At 64.5% G+C, this 14,701-nt stretch carries 10 protein-coding genes and 2 tRNA genes; 11 read left to right on the top strand and 1 reads right to left on the bottom strand.

Going from position 1 to position 14,701, the window contains the following annotated elements; genetic code table 11:
- Positions 1-165 precede the first annotated feature (165 nt).
- A complete protein-coding gene (locus IV113_RS23185) occupies positions 166-1,065 on the top strand; it encodes a LysR substrate-binding domain-containing protein (RefSeq protein ID WP_291090222.1) in 900 nt (299 codons plus the stop codon).
- Here the strand turns inward: IV113_RS23185 and IV113_RS23180 are convergent.
- Positions 1,025-2,293, bottom strand: coding sequence for a D-amino acid dehydrogenase (locus tag IV113_RS23180; RefSeq protein WP_291090219.1), 1,269 nt, complete (start codon positions 2,291-2,293; stop codon positions 1,025-1,027). The two genes, IV113_RS23185 and IV113_RS23180, sit on opposite strands and share 41 nt — an antisense overlap.
- Before the next feature lie 193 nt (positions 2,294-2,486).
- On the opposite strand from IV113_RS23180, the gene IV113_RS23175 reads away from it, so the two are divergent.
- The 10 genes from IV113_RS23175 to IV113_RS23130 all read left to right on the top strand — a co-directional run bounded on the left by IV113_RS23175 (position 2,487) and on the right by IV113_RS23130 (position 14,666).
- A complete protein-coding gene (locus tag IV113_RS23175) occupies positions 2,487-3,830 on the top strand; it encodes an aspartate aminotransferase family protein (protein WP_291090216.1) in 1,344 nt (447 codons plus the stop codon).
- A 122-nt stretch (positions 3,831-3,952) separates the two neighbouring features.
- Positions 3,953-4,927 (top strand): TAXI family TRAP transporter solute-binding subunit, encoded by a 975-nt coding sequence (locus tag IV113_RS23170; protein ID WP_291090214.1) that lies wholly within the window; start codon positions 3,953-3,955, stop codon positions 4,925-4,927.
- Positions 4,928-4,957: 30 nt separating this feature from the next.
- On the top strand, positions 4,958-7,546 hold the full coding sequence (locus IV113_RS23165; protein ID WP_291090211.1) for a TRAP transporter permease: 2,589 nt from the start codon (positions 4,958-4,960) through the stop codon (positions 7,544-7,546).
- Positions 7,543-8,187, top strand: a complete 645-nt coding sequence (locus IV113_RS23160; RefSeq protein ID WP_291090209.1) for an aspartate/glutamate racemase family protein — start codon at positions 7,543-7,545, stop codon at positions 8,185-8,187. Before IV113_RS23165 ends, IV113_RS23160 begins: the two co-directional genes overlap by 4 nt.
- A gap of 108 nt (positions 8,188-8,295) precedes the next feature.
- A tRNA-Leu gene (locus IV113_RS23155) sits at positions 8,296-8,382 on the top strand.
- 82 nt (positions 8,383-8,464) lie between these two features.
- Positions 8,465-9,775, top strand: a complete 1,311-nt coding sequence (gene tig / locus IV113_RS23150; RefSeq protein ID WP_291090206.1) for a trigger factor — start codon at positions 8,465-8,467, stop codon at positions 9,773-9,775.
- A gap of 183 nt (positions 9,776-9,958) precedes the next feature.
- Positions 9,959-10,576, top strand: coding sequence for an ATP-dependent Clp endopeptidase proteolytic subunit ClpP (gene clpP, locus IV113_RS23145; RefSeq protein ID WP_056276336.1), 618 nt, complete (start codon positions 9,959-9,961; stop codon positions 10,574-10,576).
- Between the two features lie 115 nt (positions 10,577-10,691).
- A complete protein-coding gene (gene clpX, locus IV113_RS23140) occupies positions 10,692-11,957 on the top strand; it encodes an ATP-dependent Clp protease ATP-binding subunit ClpX (RefSeq protein ID WP_159606614.1) in 1,266 nt (421 codons plus the stop codon).
- A 101-nt stretch (positions 11,958-12,058) separates the two neighbouring features.
- The gene (lon, locus tag IV113_RS23135; RefSeq protein WP_291090199.1) at positions 12,059-14,491 is read left to right on the top strand and encodes an endopeptidase La; all 2,433 of its coding nucleotides are present in this window, start codon (positions 12,059-12,061) and stop codon (positions 14,489-14,491) included.
- 99 nt (positions 14,492-14,590) lie between these two features.
- Positions 14,591-14,666, top strand: a tRNA-Gly gene (locus tag IV113_RS23130).
- Positions 14,667-14,701 lie beyond the last annotated feature (35 nt).

Raw genomic sequence — 14,701 nt, 5'->3', positions numbered from 1 at the left:
CCGAGTGCCAACGAGGTCATCGGCGGCCATGGGGCACGGCGCAGCGAAATCAAGGAGGAGGGGGCCGCAGGCCTCCGGGGGACATTCGCGGAGCCGTGCCCCGTGGTCGCCGATGACCGGAACCGCCAAAAGAGGAGAGCAAGGAGCCTGGACAACAATAGGCCAATGCGACTAAGACACATCGAAGTTTTCAACGCGGTCATGCAAACCGGCAGCGTGAGCGCCGCCGCCCGCATGATCAACGTGACGCAGCCTGCGGTGAGCCGCACCTTGCAGCATGCCGAGCTGCAACTTGGATTTCAGCTCTTTCAGCGGGTGGGTGGACGACTCAAGCCCACGGTGGAGGCGCAGACCTTGTACCCGCACATCGAACGCCTGTTTGCCCAACTCGACGAGGTGCAGCGTCTCTCGGCCAGCCTCAAGGCCGGACGCGGCAAAGGGGAGTTGAGGGTGCTCACCGTGCTCGCATTGAGCTACGAGGTGTTCCCTCGTGCGATGCATCTGTTTCGCGAAAAGCACCCTTCGGTTGTGGTTCACCACGAGGCCCTGCATTCACCGGAGATCGTGTCGTCGCTGGTGCTCCAGGAAGCCGACGTGGGCTATGTTTTCAGTGCGGTCACGCATCCTGCGCTGGTGCAGGAGCGGCTGGCCGAGCGGCGCGTGGAGTGCGTGGTGCCCAAAGGCTTGGTGAGTGCCAAGCAGGTCAAGGCCGGCACGATCACGCTGGCCCAGCTCGCCAAGCTGCCAGTGATTGCGCTCGACGGACAGGATCCCCTCGGGATGCTGCTGGCCCACACCGTTCGCGAGGCGGGCACCGGGCTCAACGAAGTGATCACGGTGCAGACCTACCACGTGGCCCTGGCGCTGGCGCACCACGGGGTGGGCGTGGCCATGGTGGAAGGGTGCACGGCCGCGTCGGCCGATCTGGATCGGGTCGACGTGCTCGCGCTTGAGCCCGCCATCGCCACCTCCGTGCACATGCTGCGGCCCACGGCGCGGCCCAATTCGCTCACCACGCGCGCGTTCACGCGCTGCATGCAACAGGCCCTGCAGCAACTGGCCTGAGCGACGCAGCCAGCTCGCGTGCCACCCGCTCGGCGCTGCCGAAGGCCAGCGTGAAGCCCAGTGCGCCATGGCCGGTGTTGAAGAACAGGTTGGATGGTGATCCGCGCAGCCGGCCGAGCACCGGCAGGCCGGTGGGTGTGGCTGGGCGCAGGCCGGCCCAGGGGTTCAGCTCGGCGGGCGCTCCCATCTGCGGAAAGACATCGCGCACGCTGGCCAGCAGCGACTGGATTCGACCGGGGTCAATGGTCCTGTCGTGGCCGACCAGCTCGGCCATGCCGGCCACGCGCAGGCGCTCGCCGATGCGGGCAAACACCACCTTGCGCAACACATCGGTCACGTTCACCCGAGGCGCCGCTGCGCTGGCGGGCAAGGTGATGCTGTAGCCCTTGAGCGGGTACACCGGTACGTGCAGCCCAAGCGGGCGGGCGAGCCTGGGTGAGGCGGAGCCCAGCGCGACCACGAAGGCGTCGGCCTCCAGGGGGCCGTGGGGGGTGTCGGCCGAGAAGACTCGGTCGTGCATGCGCACCAGCCGCGTGACCGGCGTGTCGAACACAAACCGCACACCACGCGCCTGCAACAGACGCTGCAGTTCCTGACACACCTTGAAGCAGTCGGCCGCGCATTCGCCAGGGGTGTGGATGGCGCCCGCGAACCGATGCGCATAGCCGGCCAGAGCGGGTTCGACGGCGACCGCGTCCATGGGCGAGAGCGCTTGTTGCACGCTGCCGAGGGAGCGTTGCAGTGCCATCTGGCGCCGCCCGGCGGCAAAGGCGGCTTCATGGGGATAGAGCACGAGTTTGCCGGTGGTTGAAAAATCGCAATCAATGTTTTCCTGTGCCACCAGGCGCTCGAAGCCGGCGCGGCTTTCGGCCGCCAGCGTGAGCAGCGCGGCCGTGGTGTCGCGCGACACGCTGGTGCGGCATGCGGCCAGAAAGCGCAGACCCCAGGCCCACTGCTGCGGGTCCATCTGGGGGCGGAGTTTCAGCGGGGAGTCGCTGGCCAGCAGCAGTTTGGGCAACTGGCGCCAGATGCCTGGGTCGGCCAGTGGCTGCACGTAGGCGTAGCTCAGTTGCGCGCCGTTGGCCTCGCTCGCGCCGGTGCCGGCCTGCGCACTGTCGACCACGGTCACCGTGTGTCCGTCGCTGTGCAGTTGCCAGGCGGTGGCCAGGCCGACGATGCCCGCGCCGAGCACGCAGACATGCAGGGAGTGTGGAGGGCGCTTGTCCATGGCGCACGACTGTAGGCAAGTGGTGCGCTTCTGAAAAATGCCAACAGTGACACTGCCCATGCCACAAAGTCATGGCCGTGGGCGGGTGGCCAGGCCATAAACGCGCGGCATGGATTGGCACCAAAAAGGCATTTTCCCAAGGGAGTGCGGCTGCCTACACTGCCTCCACTGTTAACCACCGCTTGCCTGATCCATGCCCACTGCCAGCTCGCCCGGGACCCGCGTCTTCCATCGCCAGCTCAGCCACCCGTTGCCCACCGCGGTCAGCGGCCAGGGCATCACGCTCACCGACGCGGGTGGCAGGACCTATCTGGACGCCTCGGGTGGTGCGGCGGTGTCCTGCCTGGGCCACGGCCACCCCGACGTGATCGCCGCGATGCACGCGCAGATCGACCAGCTCGCGTATGCGCACACCAGCTTCTTCACCACCGAGGTGGCCGAGGAACTGGCCGACCTGTTGATCGAGACAGCACCCTTCGGCATGAGCCATGTGTATTTCGTGAGTGGCGGCTCGGAGGCCATGGAGGCGGCGCTGAAGATGGCGCGGCAGTACTTCGTGGAGATCGGCCAGCCGCAGCGCCGGCACTTCATCGCGCGCCACCAGAGTTACCACGGCAACACGCTGGGCGCGCTCGCCGTCGGCGGCAACGCCTGGCGGCGCGAGCAGTTCAAGCCGCTGCTGATCGATGTGACCCACGTGGCGCCTTGCTACGAATACCGCCACCGGCGCGACGACGAAACCGCCGAGCAATATGGTCAGCGCCTGGTGGCCGAGTTGTCCGATGCGATCGACCGCCTGGGTGGCGAGAACGTGATGGCCTTCGTGGCCGAGACGGTGGGCGGTGCGACGGCGGGCGTGCTCACCCCGGTGCCCGGTTACTTCAAGGGCGTGCGCGAGCTGTGTGATCGCCACGGCATCCTGCTCATTCTGGACGAGGTGATGTGCGGCATGGGGCGCACCGGCACCTTGCACGCCTGCGAACAGGAGGGCGTGGTACCCGATCTGCTCGCCATCGCCAAGGGCTTGGGCGGTGGTTATCAGCCCATCGGCGCGGTGCTGGCGCAGGGCAGGGTGGTGGACGCGTTTCGCCAGGGCAGTGGCCTGTTTCAGCACGGCCACACCTACCTGGGGCATGCCATCGCCTGTGCTGCCGCACTGGCCGTGCAGCGCGTGATCCAGCGCGATGGTTTGCTGGCGCAGGTGCGCGAGCGCGGGCAGCAACTGCAATCGCTGCTGCACCGGAGATTTGACGGCCATCCTCACGTGGGCGACATCCGCGGGCGCGGCCTGTTCTGGGGTGTCGAACTCGTGGCCGATCGCGCCAGCCAACAGTGGTTCGACCCCGCGCGCAAGTTGCACGCGCGCATCAAGAGCGAGGCCATGGCCGGCGGCCTGATGGTCTATCCCATGGGTGGCACGGTGGACGGCCGCAGCGGCGACCACGTGTTGCTGGCCCCGCCCTTCATCAGCACGCCCGACCAGCTGGAGCAGATCGTGGACCGGCTCGCCGACGCGATCGACCGGGCGCTGGGGTAAACCCCGTCGCCGCGCCAGCGGGTCTGCACGAAGCTTGCTTGCGCATCCATGGCCATCCCGCATGGGCCCGTCGGGGCTTCACGATTGTTCAACCCACGCAGAAAACTGCAGGAGCTTTCACCATGAAAAAAATCCAGATCTGTCTGAGCACCCTGGCCGCCGCAGCCGCCCTGATGGCTCCCATGGCACCGGCCCAGGCGCAGCAGAAGTTCATGACCATCGGCACCGGCGGCGTGACCGGCGTGTACTACGCCGCGGGGGGCGCCATCTGCCGCCTGGTGAACAAGGACCGCGCCAAGCACGGCATCCGCTGCTCGGTGGAATCCACGGGCGGCTCGGTGTTCAACGTCAACACCATCAAGGCCGGTGAACTGGACCTGGGCTTCACCCAGTCCGACGTGCAGTTCAACGCGCTCAAGGGCATGGCCCAGTTCAAGGACGCGGCCTACACCGACCTGCGCGCCGTGTTCTCGGTGCACCCCGAGCCCTTCACCGTGTTGGCCCGCAAGGAGGCCAACATCAAGACCTTCGCCGACTTCAAGGGCAAACGCTTCAACGTCGGCAACCCCGGCTCGGGCACGCGCGCCTCGATGGAAGAGCTGCTGGGCGCGATGGGCTGGAAGCTCGGCGACTTCTCGCTGGCGTCCGAGCTCAAGGCGGACGAACACGGCCCGGCGCTGTGCGACGGCAAGATCGACGGCTTCTTCTACGGCGTGGGCCACCCCAGCGCCAACATCCAGGACCCCACCACCTCGTGCGGCGCACAACTGGTGTCCATCACCGGCCCGGCGGTCGACAAGCTGATCGCCGACAAACCCTACTACGCCAAGGCCACCATCCCCGGTGGCCTGTATCCCAACAACCCGAACCCGGCGCAGACCTACGGCGTGCTGGCCACGGTGGTCACCTCCAGCAAGGTGCCGGCCGAGTCGGTGTACCAGGTGGTGAAGGCGGTGTTCGACAACTTCGACGAGTTCAAGAAGCTGCACCCCGCGCTGGCCAACCTGACGCCCGAAGCCATGGTGGCCAACGGCAACTCCGCACCGCTGCACGAAGGCGCGGCGAAGTTCTACAAGGAAAAGGGCTGGATCAAATAAGCCCGCGCAGCCAATCCGAGCGCACACGCCATGACCGTCCTGCAGAAGGCCTCCGTCGCCGAACTCGATCAACTCGTCAAGGAGGCCGACCTCGGCGGGCGTGAGCCCGGTGGCACGGTGGGCCAGCTGCTGGCCGTGGTGGCGGCGGCCTGGTCGCTGTTCCAGCTCTGGTACGCCTCGCCCCTGCCGTTCATTTTTGGCGCGGGCATCTTCAACGACACCGAGGCACGCGCCATCCACCTGGCGTTCTCGGTGTTCCTGGCCTTCTGCGCCTACCCGGCGTGGAAGCACTCGTCGCGCAAGGTGGTGCCCTGGTCCGACTGGGTGCTGGCTCTGGTGGGCGCCTTCTGCGCTGCCTACCTGTTCCTGTTCTACCGCGAGGTCGCCACCCGGCCTGGCCAGCCGACCACGCTGGACATCACCGCCGGCGTGGTGGGCGTGCTCATCATGCTGGAGGCCACGCGGCGGGCGATGGGCATGGGCATGCTCATCACCACCGGCCTGTTCATCGCCTTCGTGTTCGCCGGGCCTTTCATGCCCGACGTGGTGTTGCACAAGGGCGCGTCGCTGCAGCGTTTTGTCTCGCACATGTGGCTCACCACCGAGGGCGTCTACGGCGTGGCGCTGGGGGTGTCGGTGCAGTTCATCTTCCTGTTCGTGCTGTTCGGCACGCTGCTGGACATCGCCGGTGCCGGCAATTTCATGCTGCAGATGTCGCTGGCGCTGCTGGGCCATCTGCGCGGTGGGCCGGCCAAGGTGGCGGTGGTGTCGTCGGCGCTCAACGGCGTGGTGTCGGGCTCCAGCGTGAGCAACGTGGTCTCGGGCGGCATCTTCACCATCCCGCTGATGAAACGCACCGGCTACTCGGGTGTGAAGGCCGGTGCCATCGAGGCGGCGTCGTCGGTCAACGGGCAGATCATGCCGCCGGTGATGGGCGCGGCGGCCTTCCTGATGGTGGAGTACGTGGGCATCCCATATGCGGAAATCGTCAAGCACGCGCTGCTGCCGGCCGTCATCTCCTACATCGCGCTGTTCTACATCGTGCACCTCGAGGCGCTGAAGTACGACATCCAGCCGCTGGCGCGTGCGCGCATTCCCACCTGGCGCGAACGCATGCTCGGTTGGGCGCTGGGCAGCAGCGGCACGGTGATTGCGCTGGCGTTGATCTACTACGTCATCTCCGGGTTGAAATACCTCGCCGGCGACGCCGCGGCCTGGGTGCTGGCGGGCGCCGGGGTGCTGGCCTATGTGGGCCTGATGGCGTATTCGTCGCGCCACGCCGATGTGCCCCAGGACGACCCGAGCAACCCGGCCGTGCACCTGCCGCTGCCCTGGCCCACGGTGCGCGCCGGCCTGCACTTTTTCATCCCCATCGTGGTGCTGCTCTGGTGCCTGATGGTGGAGGAGCTCTCGCCCGGCCTGTCGGCGTTCTGGGCCACGGTGGCGGCCATGGTGCTGGTGCTGGTAAACCCCTGGATGCAATGTGTGTTCCGCCGCATCGGCACACCCGCGCAGGCCTTGCGCAAGGGTGTGGCCGATCTGTGGAAGGGCCTGGTGCTGGGTGCGCGCAACATGATCGGCATTGGCGTGGCCTGTGCCAGCGCCGGCCTGATCGTGGGCGCCATCACACTCACCGGCGTCGGCCTGATGATGACCGACATGGTCGAGGCGGTCTCGGCCGGCAATGTGCTGATCATGCTGTTCCTCACGGCCTTCATCTGCCTGCTGATCGGCGCCGGCGTGCCGACCACCGCGAACTACATCCTGGTCGCCACGCTGATGGCGCCGGTGGTGGTGGAGCTGGGCGCGCGCAGCGGCCTGGTGATCCCGCTCATCGCAGTGCACATGTTCGTTTTCTACTTCGGCATCATGGCCGACGTCACGCCGCCGGTGGGGCTGGCGAGCTACGCCGCCGCCGCGATCTCGGGCGACGACCCCAATGCCACCGGCTGGCAGGCCACCTGGTACAGCTTGCGCACCACGGTGCTGCCCTTCGTCTTCATCTTCAACCCGCAACTGCTGATGATCGGCGTGGGCTCGTGGGTGGACGTTGTATTGGTGTGCCTGGGGGGCATCGCAGCCTCGCTGCTGTTCGCGGCCGCCACCATGGGTTGGTTCCGGACCCGCTGCACCTGGCTGGAGGTGGCGCTGCTGCTGGTCGCGACCTTTCTGTTCTTCCGTCCCGACTGGGTGATCGACCGTTTCGCCCCCAAGTACGTTGAGGCGCCGGCCAGCGAGCTCTATGCCGTGGCCGACAAGTTGAATCCGGAGGACTGGCTGGTGGTGGCGATCGCGGGTACCAACATCGAAGGGGAGGACATCACAAAGACCGTGGCCTTGCCCTTGGGCGAAGGCACCAATGGCCGCGAGCGGCTGCGTGAAGGCGGCGTCACCCTCACGCAACTGGGCGATCAGATCGAGGTCGCCAGTGTCAAGTTCGGCAGCCGCGCGCGCAAGCTGGGCGTGGAGCAGGGCTACCAGATCGAGCGCCTGCTGTTGCCCAATCCGGCGCGCCCCTCACCGCACTGGGTGCTGCTGCCGGCGGGTCTGCTGGCGCTGGCGCTGTGGTGGTTGCAAGGCGTTCGCCTGAGGCGCCACGCCACGTCCTTTGCCCCATGACCCGCATCGCGCTCATCCATGCCCTGGCGCACTCGGTGGCGCCCATCAACGAAGAGCTGGAACGCCGTTGGCCCGAAGCCGTGCGCATGAACCTCATGGACGACAGCCTCTCGGCCGACCTGGCGCGCCGCGGCGCCGGGCTGGATGCCGCCATGCACCAGCGCTTCGAGGACTTGTCTGCCTACGCCGAGCGCGCGGGGGCACATGGCATCCTGTTCACCTGCTCTGCCTTTGGACCCTGCATCGAGGCAGCGGCGGCGCGCCGGACCCACATGCCGGTGCTCAAACCCAACGAAGCCATGGTGATCGACGCAATGGCACACGGTGGGCGCGTGGGCCTGATTGCATCGTTCGGTCCCACGCTCGAATCGATGCCGCCCGAGTTCCCGGCGGGAACCGCGTTGGTCACCCGACTGGCCGCCGGTGCGCTGGAGGCACTCAACCGGGGCGACACCGCTGAGCACGACGCGCTGGTGGTCGAAGCCGCTCGCTGGCTCGCCGACCAGGGCCGCGACGTGATTGCATTGGCGCAATTCAGCATGGCGCGCGCACAGATGGCGGTGCACAGGGCCGTGGACCTGCCGGTGCTCACCACACCGGGCAGCGCCGTGCGCATGCTGCGCCACCGCTTGGGCGCCTGAGCAGCGTCCGGGCCGCTTGCTGGCAAGGGCTACAATCGAGGGTTGCCGTGAGGAGGACAAGGCGTGGCGCGGACCCCATCTGCGCCGGGCCCGAAACCCCAACCAGGCGCGCGGGTGGCGAAATTGGTAGACGCACCAGGTTTAGGTCCTGACGCCAGCAATGGTGTGGGGGTTCGAGTCCCCCCCCGCGCACCACCACAGACACATGCATTCCCCGGTTCGTCCAGGCAGGCTGGCCGAACCGCAATTTTTGGGCATCACCCTTTTGGAGAGAACCATGACCGTGACCGTTGAAACCCTGGAAAAGCTCGAGCGCAAGATCACGCTCTCGCTGCCGGCCAATGTGATCCAGAACGAGGTGGCGAACCGCCTCAAGCGCCTGGCGCGCGATGTGAAGATGGACGGTTTTCGTCCGGGCAAGGTGCCCATGAACGTGGTCGCCCAGCGCTACGGTTATTCGGTTCACTACGAAGTGATGAACGACAAGGTCGGCGAGGCTTTCGCCACCGCCGCCAACGAAGCCCAACTGCGCGTCGCCGGCCAGCCCAAGATCACCGAAAAAGAAGGCGCGCCCGAGGGCGAGCTGACCTTTGACGCAGTATTTGAGGTGTACCCCGAAGTCAAGATCGGTGATCTGGCCACCGCCACGGTGGACAAGGTCTCGGCCGAAGTCGATGACGCCGCCATCGGCCGCACCCTGGACATCCTGCGCAAGCAGCGCCGCACCTTCGCGCAACGCGCGCAAGACCAGGCTGCCCAGGACGGCGACCGCGCCACCATCGACTTCGCCGGCAAGATCGACGGCGAGCCGTTCGAAGGCGGCAAGGCCGAAGCCTTCCAGTTCATCGTCGGCGACGGCCAGATGCTCAAGGAGTTCGAAGACGCCGTGCGCGGCATGAAGCAAGGCGAGAGCAAAACCTTCCCCCTGGCTTTCCCCGAGGACTACCACGGCAAAGACGTGGCCGGTAAAACCGCCGACTTCCTGGTCACCGTGAACAAGCTTGAAGCCGCCCACCTGCCCGAGGTGGACGAGGCGCTGGCCAAGTCGCTCGGCATCGCCGACGGCACGGTCGACGGCCTGCGCGCCGACATCAAGAAAAACCTGGAGCGTGAAGTCAAGTTCCGCCTGCAGGCGCGCAACAAGCAGTCCGTGATGGACGCGCTGATCGCCACGTCCGAACTGGACCTGCCCAAATCGGTGGTGCAGTCCGAACTTGACCGCCTGGTCGAAGGCGCTCGCGCCGACCTCAAGCAGCGCGGTGTGAAGGACGCCGAGAAGGCCCCGATTCCCGAAGAGCTGTTCCGCCCACAGGCCGAGCGACGCGTGCGCCTGGGTCTGGTGGTGGCCGAGCTGGTGCGCGCCAACGAGCTGCACGCCAAGCCCGAGCAGATCAAGGCCCACATCGACGAGCTGTCCGCTTCCTACGAGAAGCCGGCCGACGTGGTGCGCTGGTACCAGGGTGACAACCGCCGCATGGCCGAAGTCGAAGCCATCGTGATCGAGAATAACGTGACCGAGTTCGTGTTGTCCAAGGCCCAGATCACCGAAAAGGCGGTCAGCTTCGACGAACTCATGGCTCAAAACTGATCGGCCCAACGGGCCTGATCGCAGAGGGCGGAGCGATCCGCCCTTTTTTTTGCCGATTTGAACCCCACGTGCGACCAACTGACCCTTTTCGGCGCCTCAAAGGCCATCGCCCTTGTGTGCATACGGCCACAGTGGGTTGGTTACAGTAGTGACACGGCAATGCATCAACACATGGAGAAACGCATGAGCGCAATGGACATTCAAGGCCTGGGCATGGTGCCCATGGTGATCGAAACCTCGGGTCGCGGCGAGCGTGCCTACGACATCTATTCGCGCCTGCTCAAAGAGCGCGTGATCTTCCTGGTGGGCGAGGTCAACGACCATTCCGCCAACCTGGTGGTGGCGCAGTTGTTGTTTCTGGAAAGCGAAAACCCCGACAAGGACATTTCCTTCTACATCAACTCTCCCGGTGGATCGGTGAGCGCCGGCATGGCAATTTTCGACACCATGAACTTCATCAAACCCGATGTGTCCACACTGTGCTGCGGCTTCGCTGCCAGCATGGGGGCGTTTCTTCTCGCGGCTGGTGCCAAGGGCAAGCGGTTCTCACTGCCCAACTCCAAGATCATGATCCACCAGCCTTCGGGTGGCAGCCGCGGCCAGGCGACCGAGATCGAAATTCAGGCTCGCGAGATCCTGAAGACCCGTGAACAGCTCAACAAGATCCTGGCCGAACGCACCGGCCAGCCTCTGGAGCGCATTGCACGCGATACCGAGCGCGACTACTACATGTCCGCCGCTGAATCCGCCGAGTACGGCCTGATCGACAAAGTGATCGACAAACGCCCGAGCGCGAACTGATTCCGACCGTGCGGCGAAAAGCGGGAGACAGTGCCAATAAAGGCGCTTTTCCCGGGTTTGGCGCCCGGAAGGCTTGATCTATCATTGTTCTTACTGTTCCACCTGACCTTCCCTTATGGCCGACAAAAAAGCCGCCTCCAGCGAAAAAGCGCTCTACTGCTCCTTCTGCGGTAAGAGTCAGCACGAGGTCAAGAAGCTCATCGCCGGCCCCTCGGTGTTCATCTGCGACGAATGCATCGACCTGTGCAACGACATCATCCGCGACGAGTTGCCCGGTCTCGAGTCGGTCAAGGCATCGGGCGAAGATGTGCCCACACCCTCCGACCTGAAATCCAACCTCGACAACTACGTGATTGGCCAGCAGGGTGCCAAGCGCGCTCTGGCCGTGGCGGTCTACAACCACTACAAGCGCTTGCGCCACAAACAGACGGCCCGCAAGGACGATGTGGAACTGGCCAAGAGCAACATCCTGCTGATCGGGCCAACGGGTTCCGGCAAGACGCTGCTGGCCCAGACCATGGCGCGCATGCTCAACGTGCCGTTCGTCATGGCCGATGCCACCACACTGACCGAAGCCGGCTACGTGGGCGAAGACGTGGAAAACATCGTGGCCAAACTGCTCCAGAGCTGCAACTACGACGTCGAGCGCGCTCAGCAGGGCATCGTCTACATCGACGAGATCGACAAGATCACCCGCAAGTCCGACAACCCGTCCATCACGCGTGACGTGTCCGGCGAGGGTGTGCAGCAGGCGCTGCTCAAGCTCATCGAGGGCACCATGGCTTCGGTCCCTCCCCAGGGCGGGCGCAAGCATCCCAACCAGGACTTCCTGCAGGTCGACACGACCAACATCCTGTTCATCTGCGGCGGCGCGTTTGCTGGCCTGGAAAAAATCATCGAGAACCGCACCGAGGCTTCGGGCATCGGCTTCGGCGCCACGGTCAAGAGCAAGAAGCAGCGCAGCCTGACCGAAGCCTTCAAGGAAATTGAACCCGAAGACCTGATCAAGTTCGGTCTGATCCCCGAGCTGGTGGGTCGTGTGCCCGTGATCGCCGCGTTGTCGGAACTCAGCGAGGACGCGCTGGTCGAAATTCTCACCGAGCCCAAGAACGCGGTGGTGAAACAGTTCTCGCGCCTGCTGGCCATGGAAGGCGCCGAACTGGAAGTGCGTCCCGCCGCGCTCAAGGCGATCGCCCGCAAGGCGCTGGCCCGCAAGACAGGCGCTCGCGGCCTGCGATCGATCCTCGAGAACGCGTTGATCGACACCATGTTCGAACTGCCGAGCATGAACAATGTCGAGAAGGTGGTGGTGGACGAGTCCACCATCGACGAAAACAAGCCGCCTTTGCTGGTGTACCGCGAGGCGGCCAAGCAGGCCTGAATGGCTTGCGATGACGGGCGCTTCAGGAAGCGCCCCTTAGCGATGCGTCCGGTTGATATCGCCCGCACCAACCCCAGTTACCCGTTTTAGTCGAGGTTGAAATGTCCGGACAAACCCCTCTCCCCAGTTCCCCGGTTGAGTTGCCCTTGCTGCCGTTGCGCGACGTGGTGGTCTTCCCGCACATGGTGATCCCCCTGTTCGTGGGTCGTCCCAAGAGCATCAAGGCACTCGAGTCGGCCATGGAGTCCGAGCGGCGCATCATGCTGGTGGCGCAAAAGGCGGCGGCCAAAGATGAGCCATCGACCGACGACATGTTCGAAATGGGCTGTGTGGCCACCATCCTGCAGATGCTTAAGCTGCCCGACGGCACCGTGAAGGTGCTGGTAGAGGGTGTGCAGCGCGCCAAGGTGCTGGCCATTCGCGATGGCGAGAGCCATTTCATTGCCAGCGTGAGCCCGGTCGATCCAGTGGTTGAGCGTGCCGACACGCAGTCCAACGAACTGGAAGCCCTGCGCCGCGCGGTGATGCAGCAGTTTGACCAGTACGTCAAACTCAACAAGAAGATCCCGTCGGAAATCCTCACCTCGATCTCCAGCATCGATGATCCAGGCCGCCTGGCCGACACCATCGCCGCGCATTTGCCGCTCAAGCTTGAATCGAAGCAGGTCGTGCTCGACCTGGATCCGGTCAACAAGCGCCTGGAAAACCTGTTCGAGCAGCTCGAGCGTGAGGTCGACATCCTCAACGTCGACAAGAAGATCCGTGGCCGCGTGAAGCGCCAGATGGAGAAGAACCAGCGCGATTTCTATTTGAACGAACAGGTCAAGGCGATCCAGAAAGAACTGGGCGAAGGCGAAGAGGGCGCCGACATCGAAGAGATCGAGAAAAAGATCAAGGCCGCCAAGATGCCCGCCGAGGCGCGTAAGAAGGCCGATGCCGAGTTCAAGAAGCTCAAGCTGATGTCGCCGATGTCGGCCGAGGCCACCGTTGTCCGCAACTACATCGACGCCTTGGTAGCACTCCCCTGGAGCAAGAAGACCAAGATCAAGCACGACCTCGCCCACGCGGAGGCAGTGCTCAACGAAGACCACTACGGGCTGGAGAAGGTCAAGGACCGCATCCTTGAGTATCTTGCTGTGCAACAGCGAGTGGAAAAGGTCAAGGCGCCCATCCTGTGCCTGGTCGGCCCACCCGGGGTGGGGAAGACCTCGCTCGGGCAATCGGTGGCGAAAGCCACAGGACGCAAGTACGTTCGCATGGCCCTGGGCGGCATGCGCGACGAGGCTGAGATTCGAGGTCACCGCCGCACCTACATCGGTGCGATGCCGGGCAAGGTGTTGCAGAGCCTGACCAAGGTTGGCACCCGCAATCCTTTGTTCCTGCTCGACGAAATCGACAAGCTGGGCACTGACTTCCGTGGCGACCCCTCAAGCGCGTTGCTTGAAGTGTTGGACCCGGAGCAGAACCACACCTTCGGCGATCACTACGTTGAAGTCGATTTCGACCTGTCCGACGTGATGTTTGTCGCGACCTCGAACTCGATGAACATTCCGCCGGCCCTGCTGGACCGCATGGAAGTGATCCGCCTCTCGGGCTACACCGAAGAGGAAAAGACCAACATCGCGATGCGCTACCTGCTGCCCAAACAGCTCAAGAACAACGGCCTGAAAGAGGGCGAGCTTGAGGTGAAGGAAGAGGCGGTGCGCGACATCGTTCGTTACTACACCCGCGAGGCAGGTGTTCGTTCGCTGGAGCGCGAGCTCTCCAAGATCTGCCGCAAGGTGGTCAAGGGGCTGTTGCTCAAGAAGTACACGCCCACCGTGGTGGTGGATGCCGAGAACCTCAACGACTTCCTGGGTGTGCGCAAGTACAGCTACGGCCGTGCCGAGGCGCAGAACCAGGTGGGCCAGGTGGTCGGTCTGGCGTGGACCGAAGTGGGGGGCGATCTGCTCACCATCGAGGTCGCGATCATGCCGGGCAAGGGCATCATCACGCGCACCGGTTCGCTGGGCGACGTGATGAAGGAGTCCGTGGAGGCGGCCCGCACCGTGGTGCGCAGCCGTGCCCGCATGCTGGGCATCAAGGACGAGCAGTTCGACAAGCGCGACATCCACATCCACGTGCCTGATGGCGCCACGCCCAAGGATGGCCCAAGCGCAGGTGCTGCCATGACCACGGCCCTCGTGTCGTCGATCACCGGCATCCCGGTGCGGGCCGATGTGGCGATGACGGGTGAGATCACCTTGCGCGGCGAAGTCACGGCCATTGGCGGCTTGAAAGAAAAGCTGTTGGCTGCGCTGCGCGGCGGCATCAAGACGGTGATCATTCCGGAAGAGAACGTCAAGGACCTGGCCGACATCCCGGACAACGTCAAGCTGGGTCTGGAGATCGTGCCGGTGAAATGGATCGACAAAGTGTTGGCCATTGCGCTCGAACGTCAGCCTGTGCCGTTGACGGACGAAGAGGTGGCGGCACAGATCGCTGCGGCTTCCACACGCACGCCTACGCCCGGGCAGGACGCCGTGAAACATTGATCAAAAAAATTGAGAGGGCTTGAAAGAGGCCTGATTTTTAGGTTAGAATTTCGGTTTCCGGCAGACAAGCGGAACAGCATGAAGAAAGTGCTGAAAAATGCGGGAATAGCTCAGTTGGTAGAGCGCAACCTTGCCAAGGTTGAGGTCGCGAGTTCGAGTCTCGTTTCCCGCTCCAGATTCAAAAAGGGAAGCTCTGCTTCCCTTTTTTGT

It is taken from the genome of Hydrogenophaga sp., assembly GCF_018780385.1.
Classification (GTDB): domain Bacteria; phylum Pseudomonadota; class Gammaproteobacteria; order Burkholderiales; family Burkholderiaceae_C; genus Hydrogenophaga.
Note: the sequence above shows the minus strand (reverse complement) of the source record. Positions and strands in the feature narration are given on the sequence as shown.

Bases quoted from the DNA above. Each gene is read 5' to 3' on its own strand.
- IV113_RS23185 (WP_291090222.1), top strand. From the start codon at position 166: ATGCGACTAAGACACATCGAAGTTTTCAACGCGGTCATGCAAACCGGC.
- IV113_RS23180 (WP_291090219.1), bottom strand. From the start codon at position 2,293: ATGGACAAGCGCCCTCCACACTCCCTGCATGTCTGCGTGCTCGGCGCG.
- IV113_RS23175 (WP_291090216.1), top strand. From the start codon at position 2,487: ATGCCCACTGCCAGCTCGCCCGGGACCCGCGTCTTCCATCGCCAGCTC.
- IV113_RS23170 (WP_291090214.1), top strand. From the start codon at position 3,953: ATGAAAAAAATCCAGATCTGTCTGAGCACCCTGGCCGCCGCAGCCGCC.
- IV113_RS23165 (WP_291090211.1), top strand. From the start codon at position 4,958: ATGACCGTCCTGCAGAAGGCCTCCGTCGCCGAACTCGATCAACTCGTC.
- IV113_RS23160 (WP_291090209.1), top strand. From the start codon at position 7,543: ATGACCCGCATCGCGCTCATCCATGCCCTGGCGCACTCGGTGGCGCCC.
- tig (WP_291090206.1), top strand. From the start codon at position 8,465: ATGACCGTGACCGTTGAAACCCTGGAAAAGCTCGAGCGCAAGATCACG.
- clpP (WP_056276336.1), top strand. From the start codon at position 9,959: ATGAGCGCAATGGACATTCAAGGCCTGGGCATGGTGCCCATGGTGATC.
- clpX (WP_159606614.1), top strand. From the start codon at position 10,692: ATGGCCGACAAAAAAGCCGCCTCCAGCGAAAAAGCGCTCTACTGCTCC.
- lon (WP_291090199.1), top strand. From the start codon at position 12,059: ATGTCCGGACAAACCCCTCTCCCCAGTTCCCCGGTTGAGTTGCCCTTG.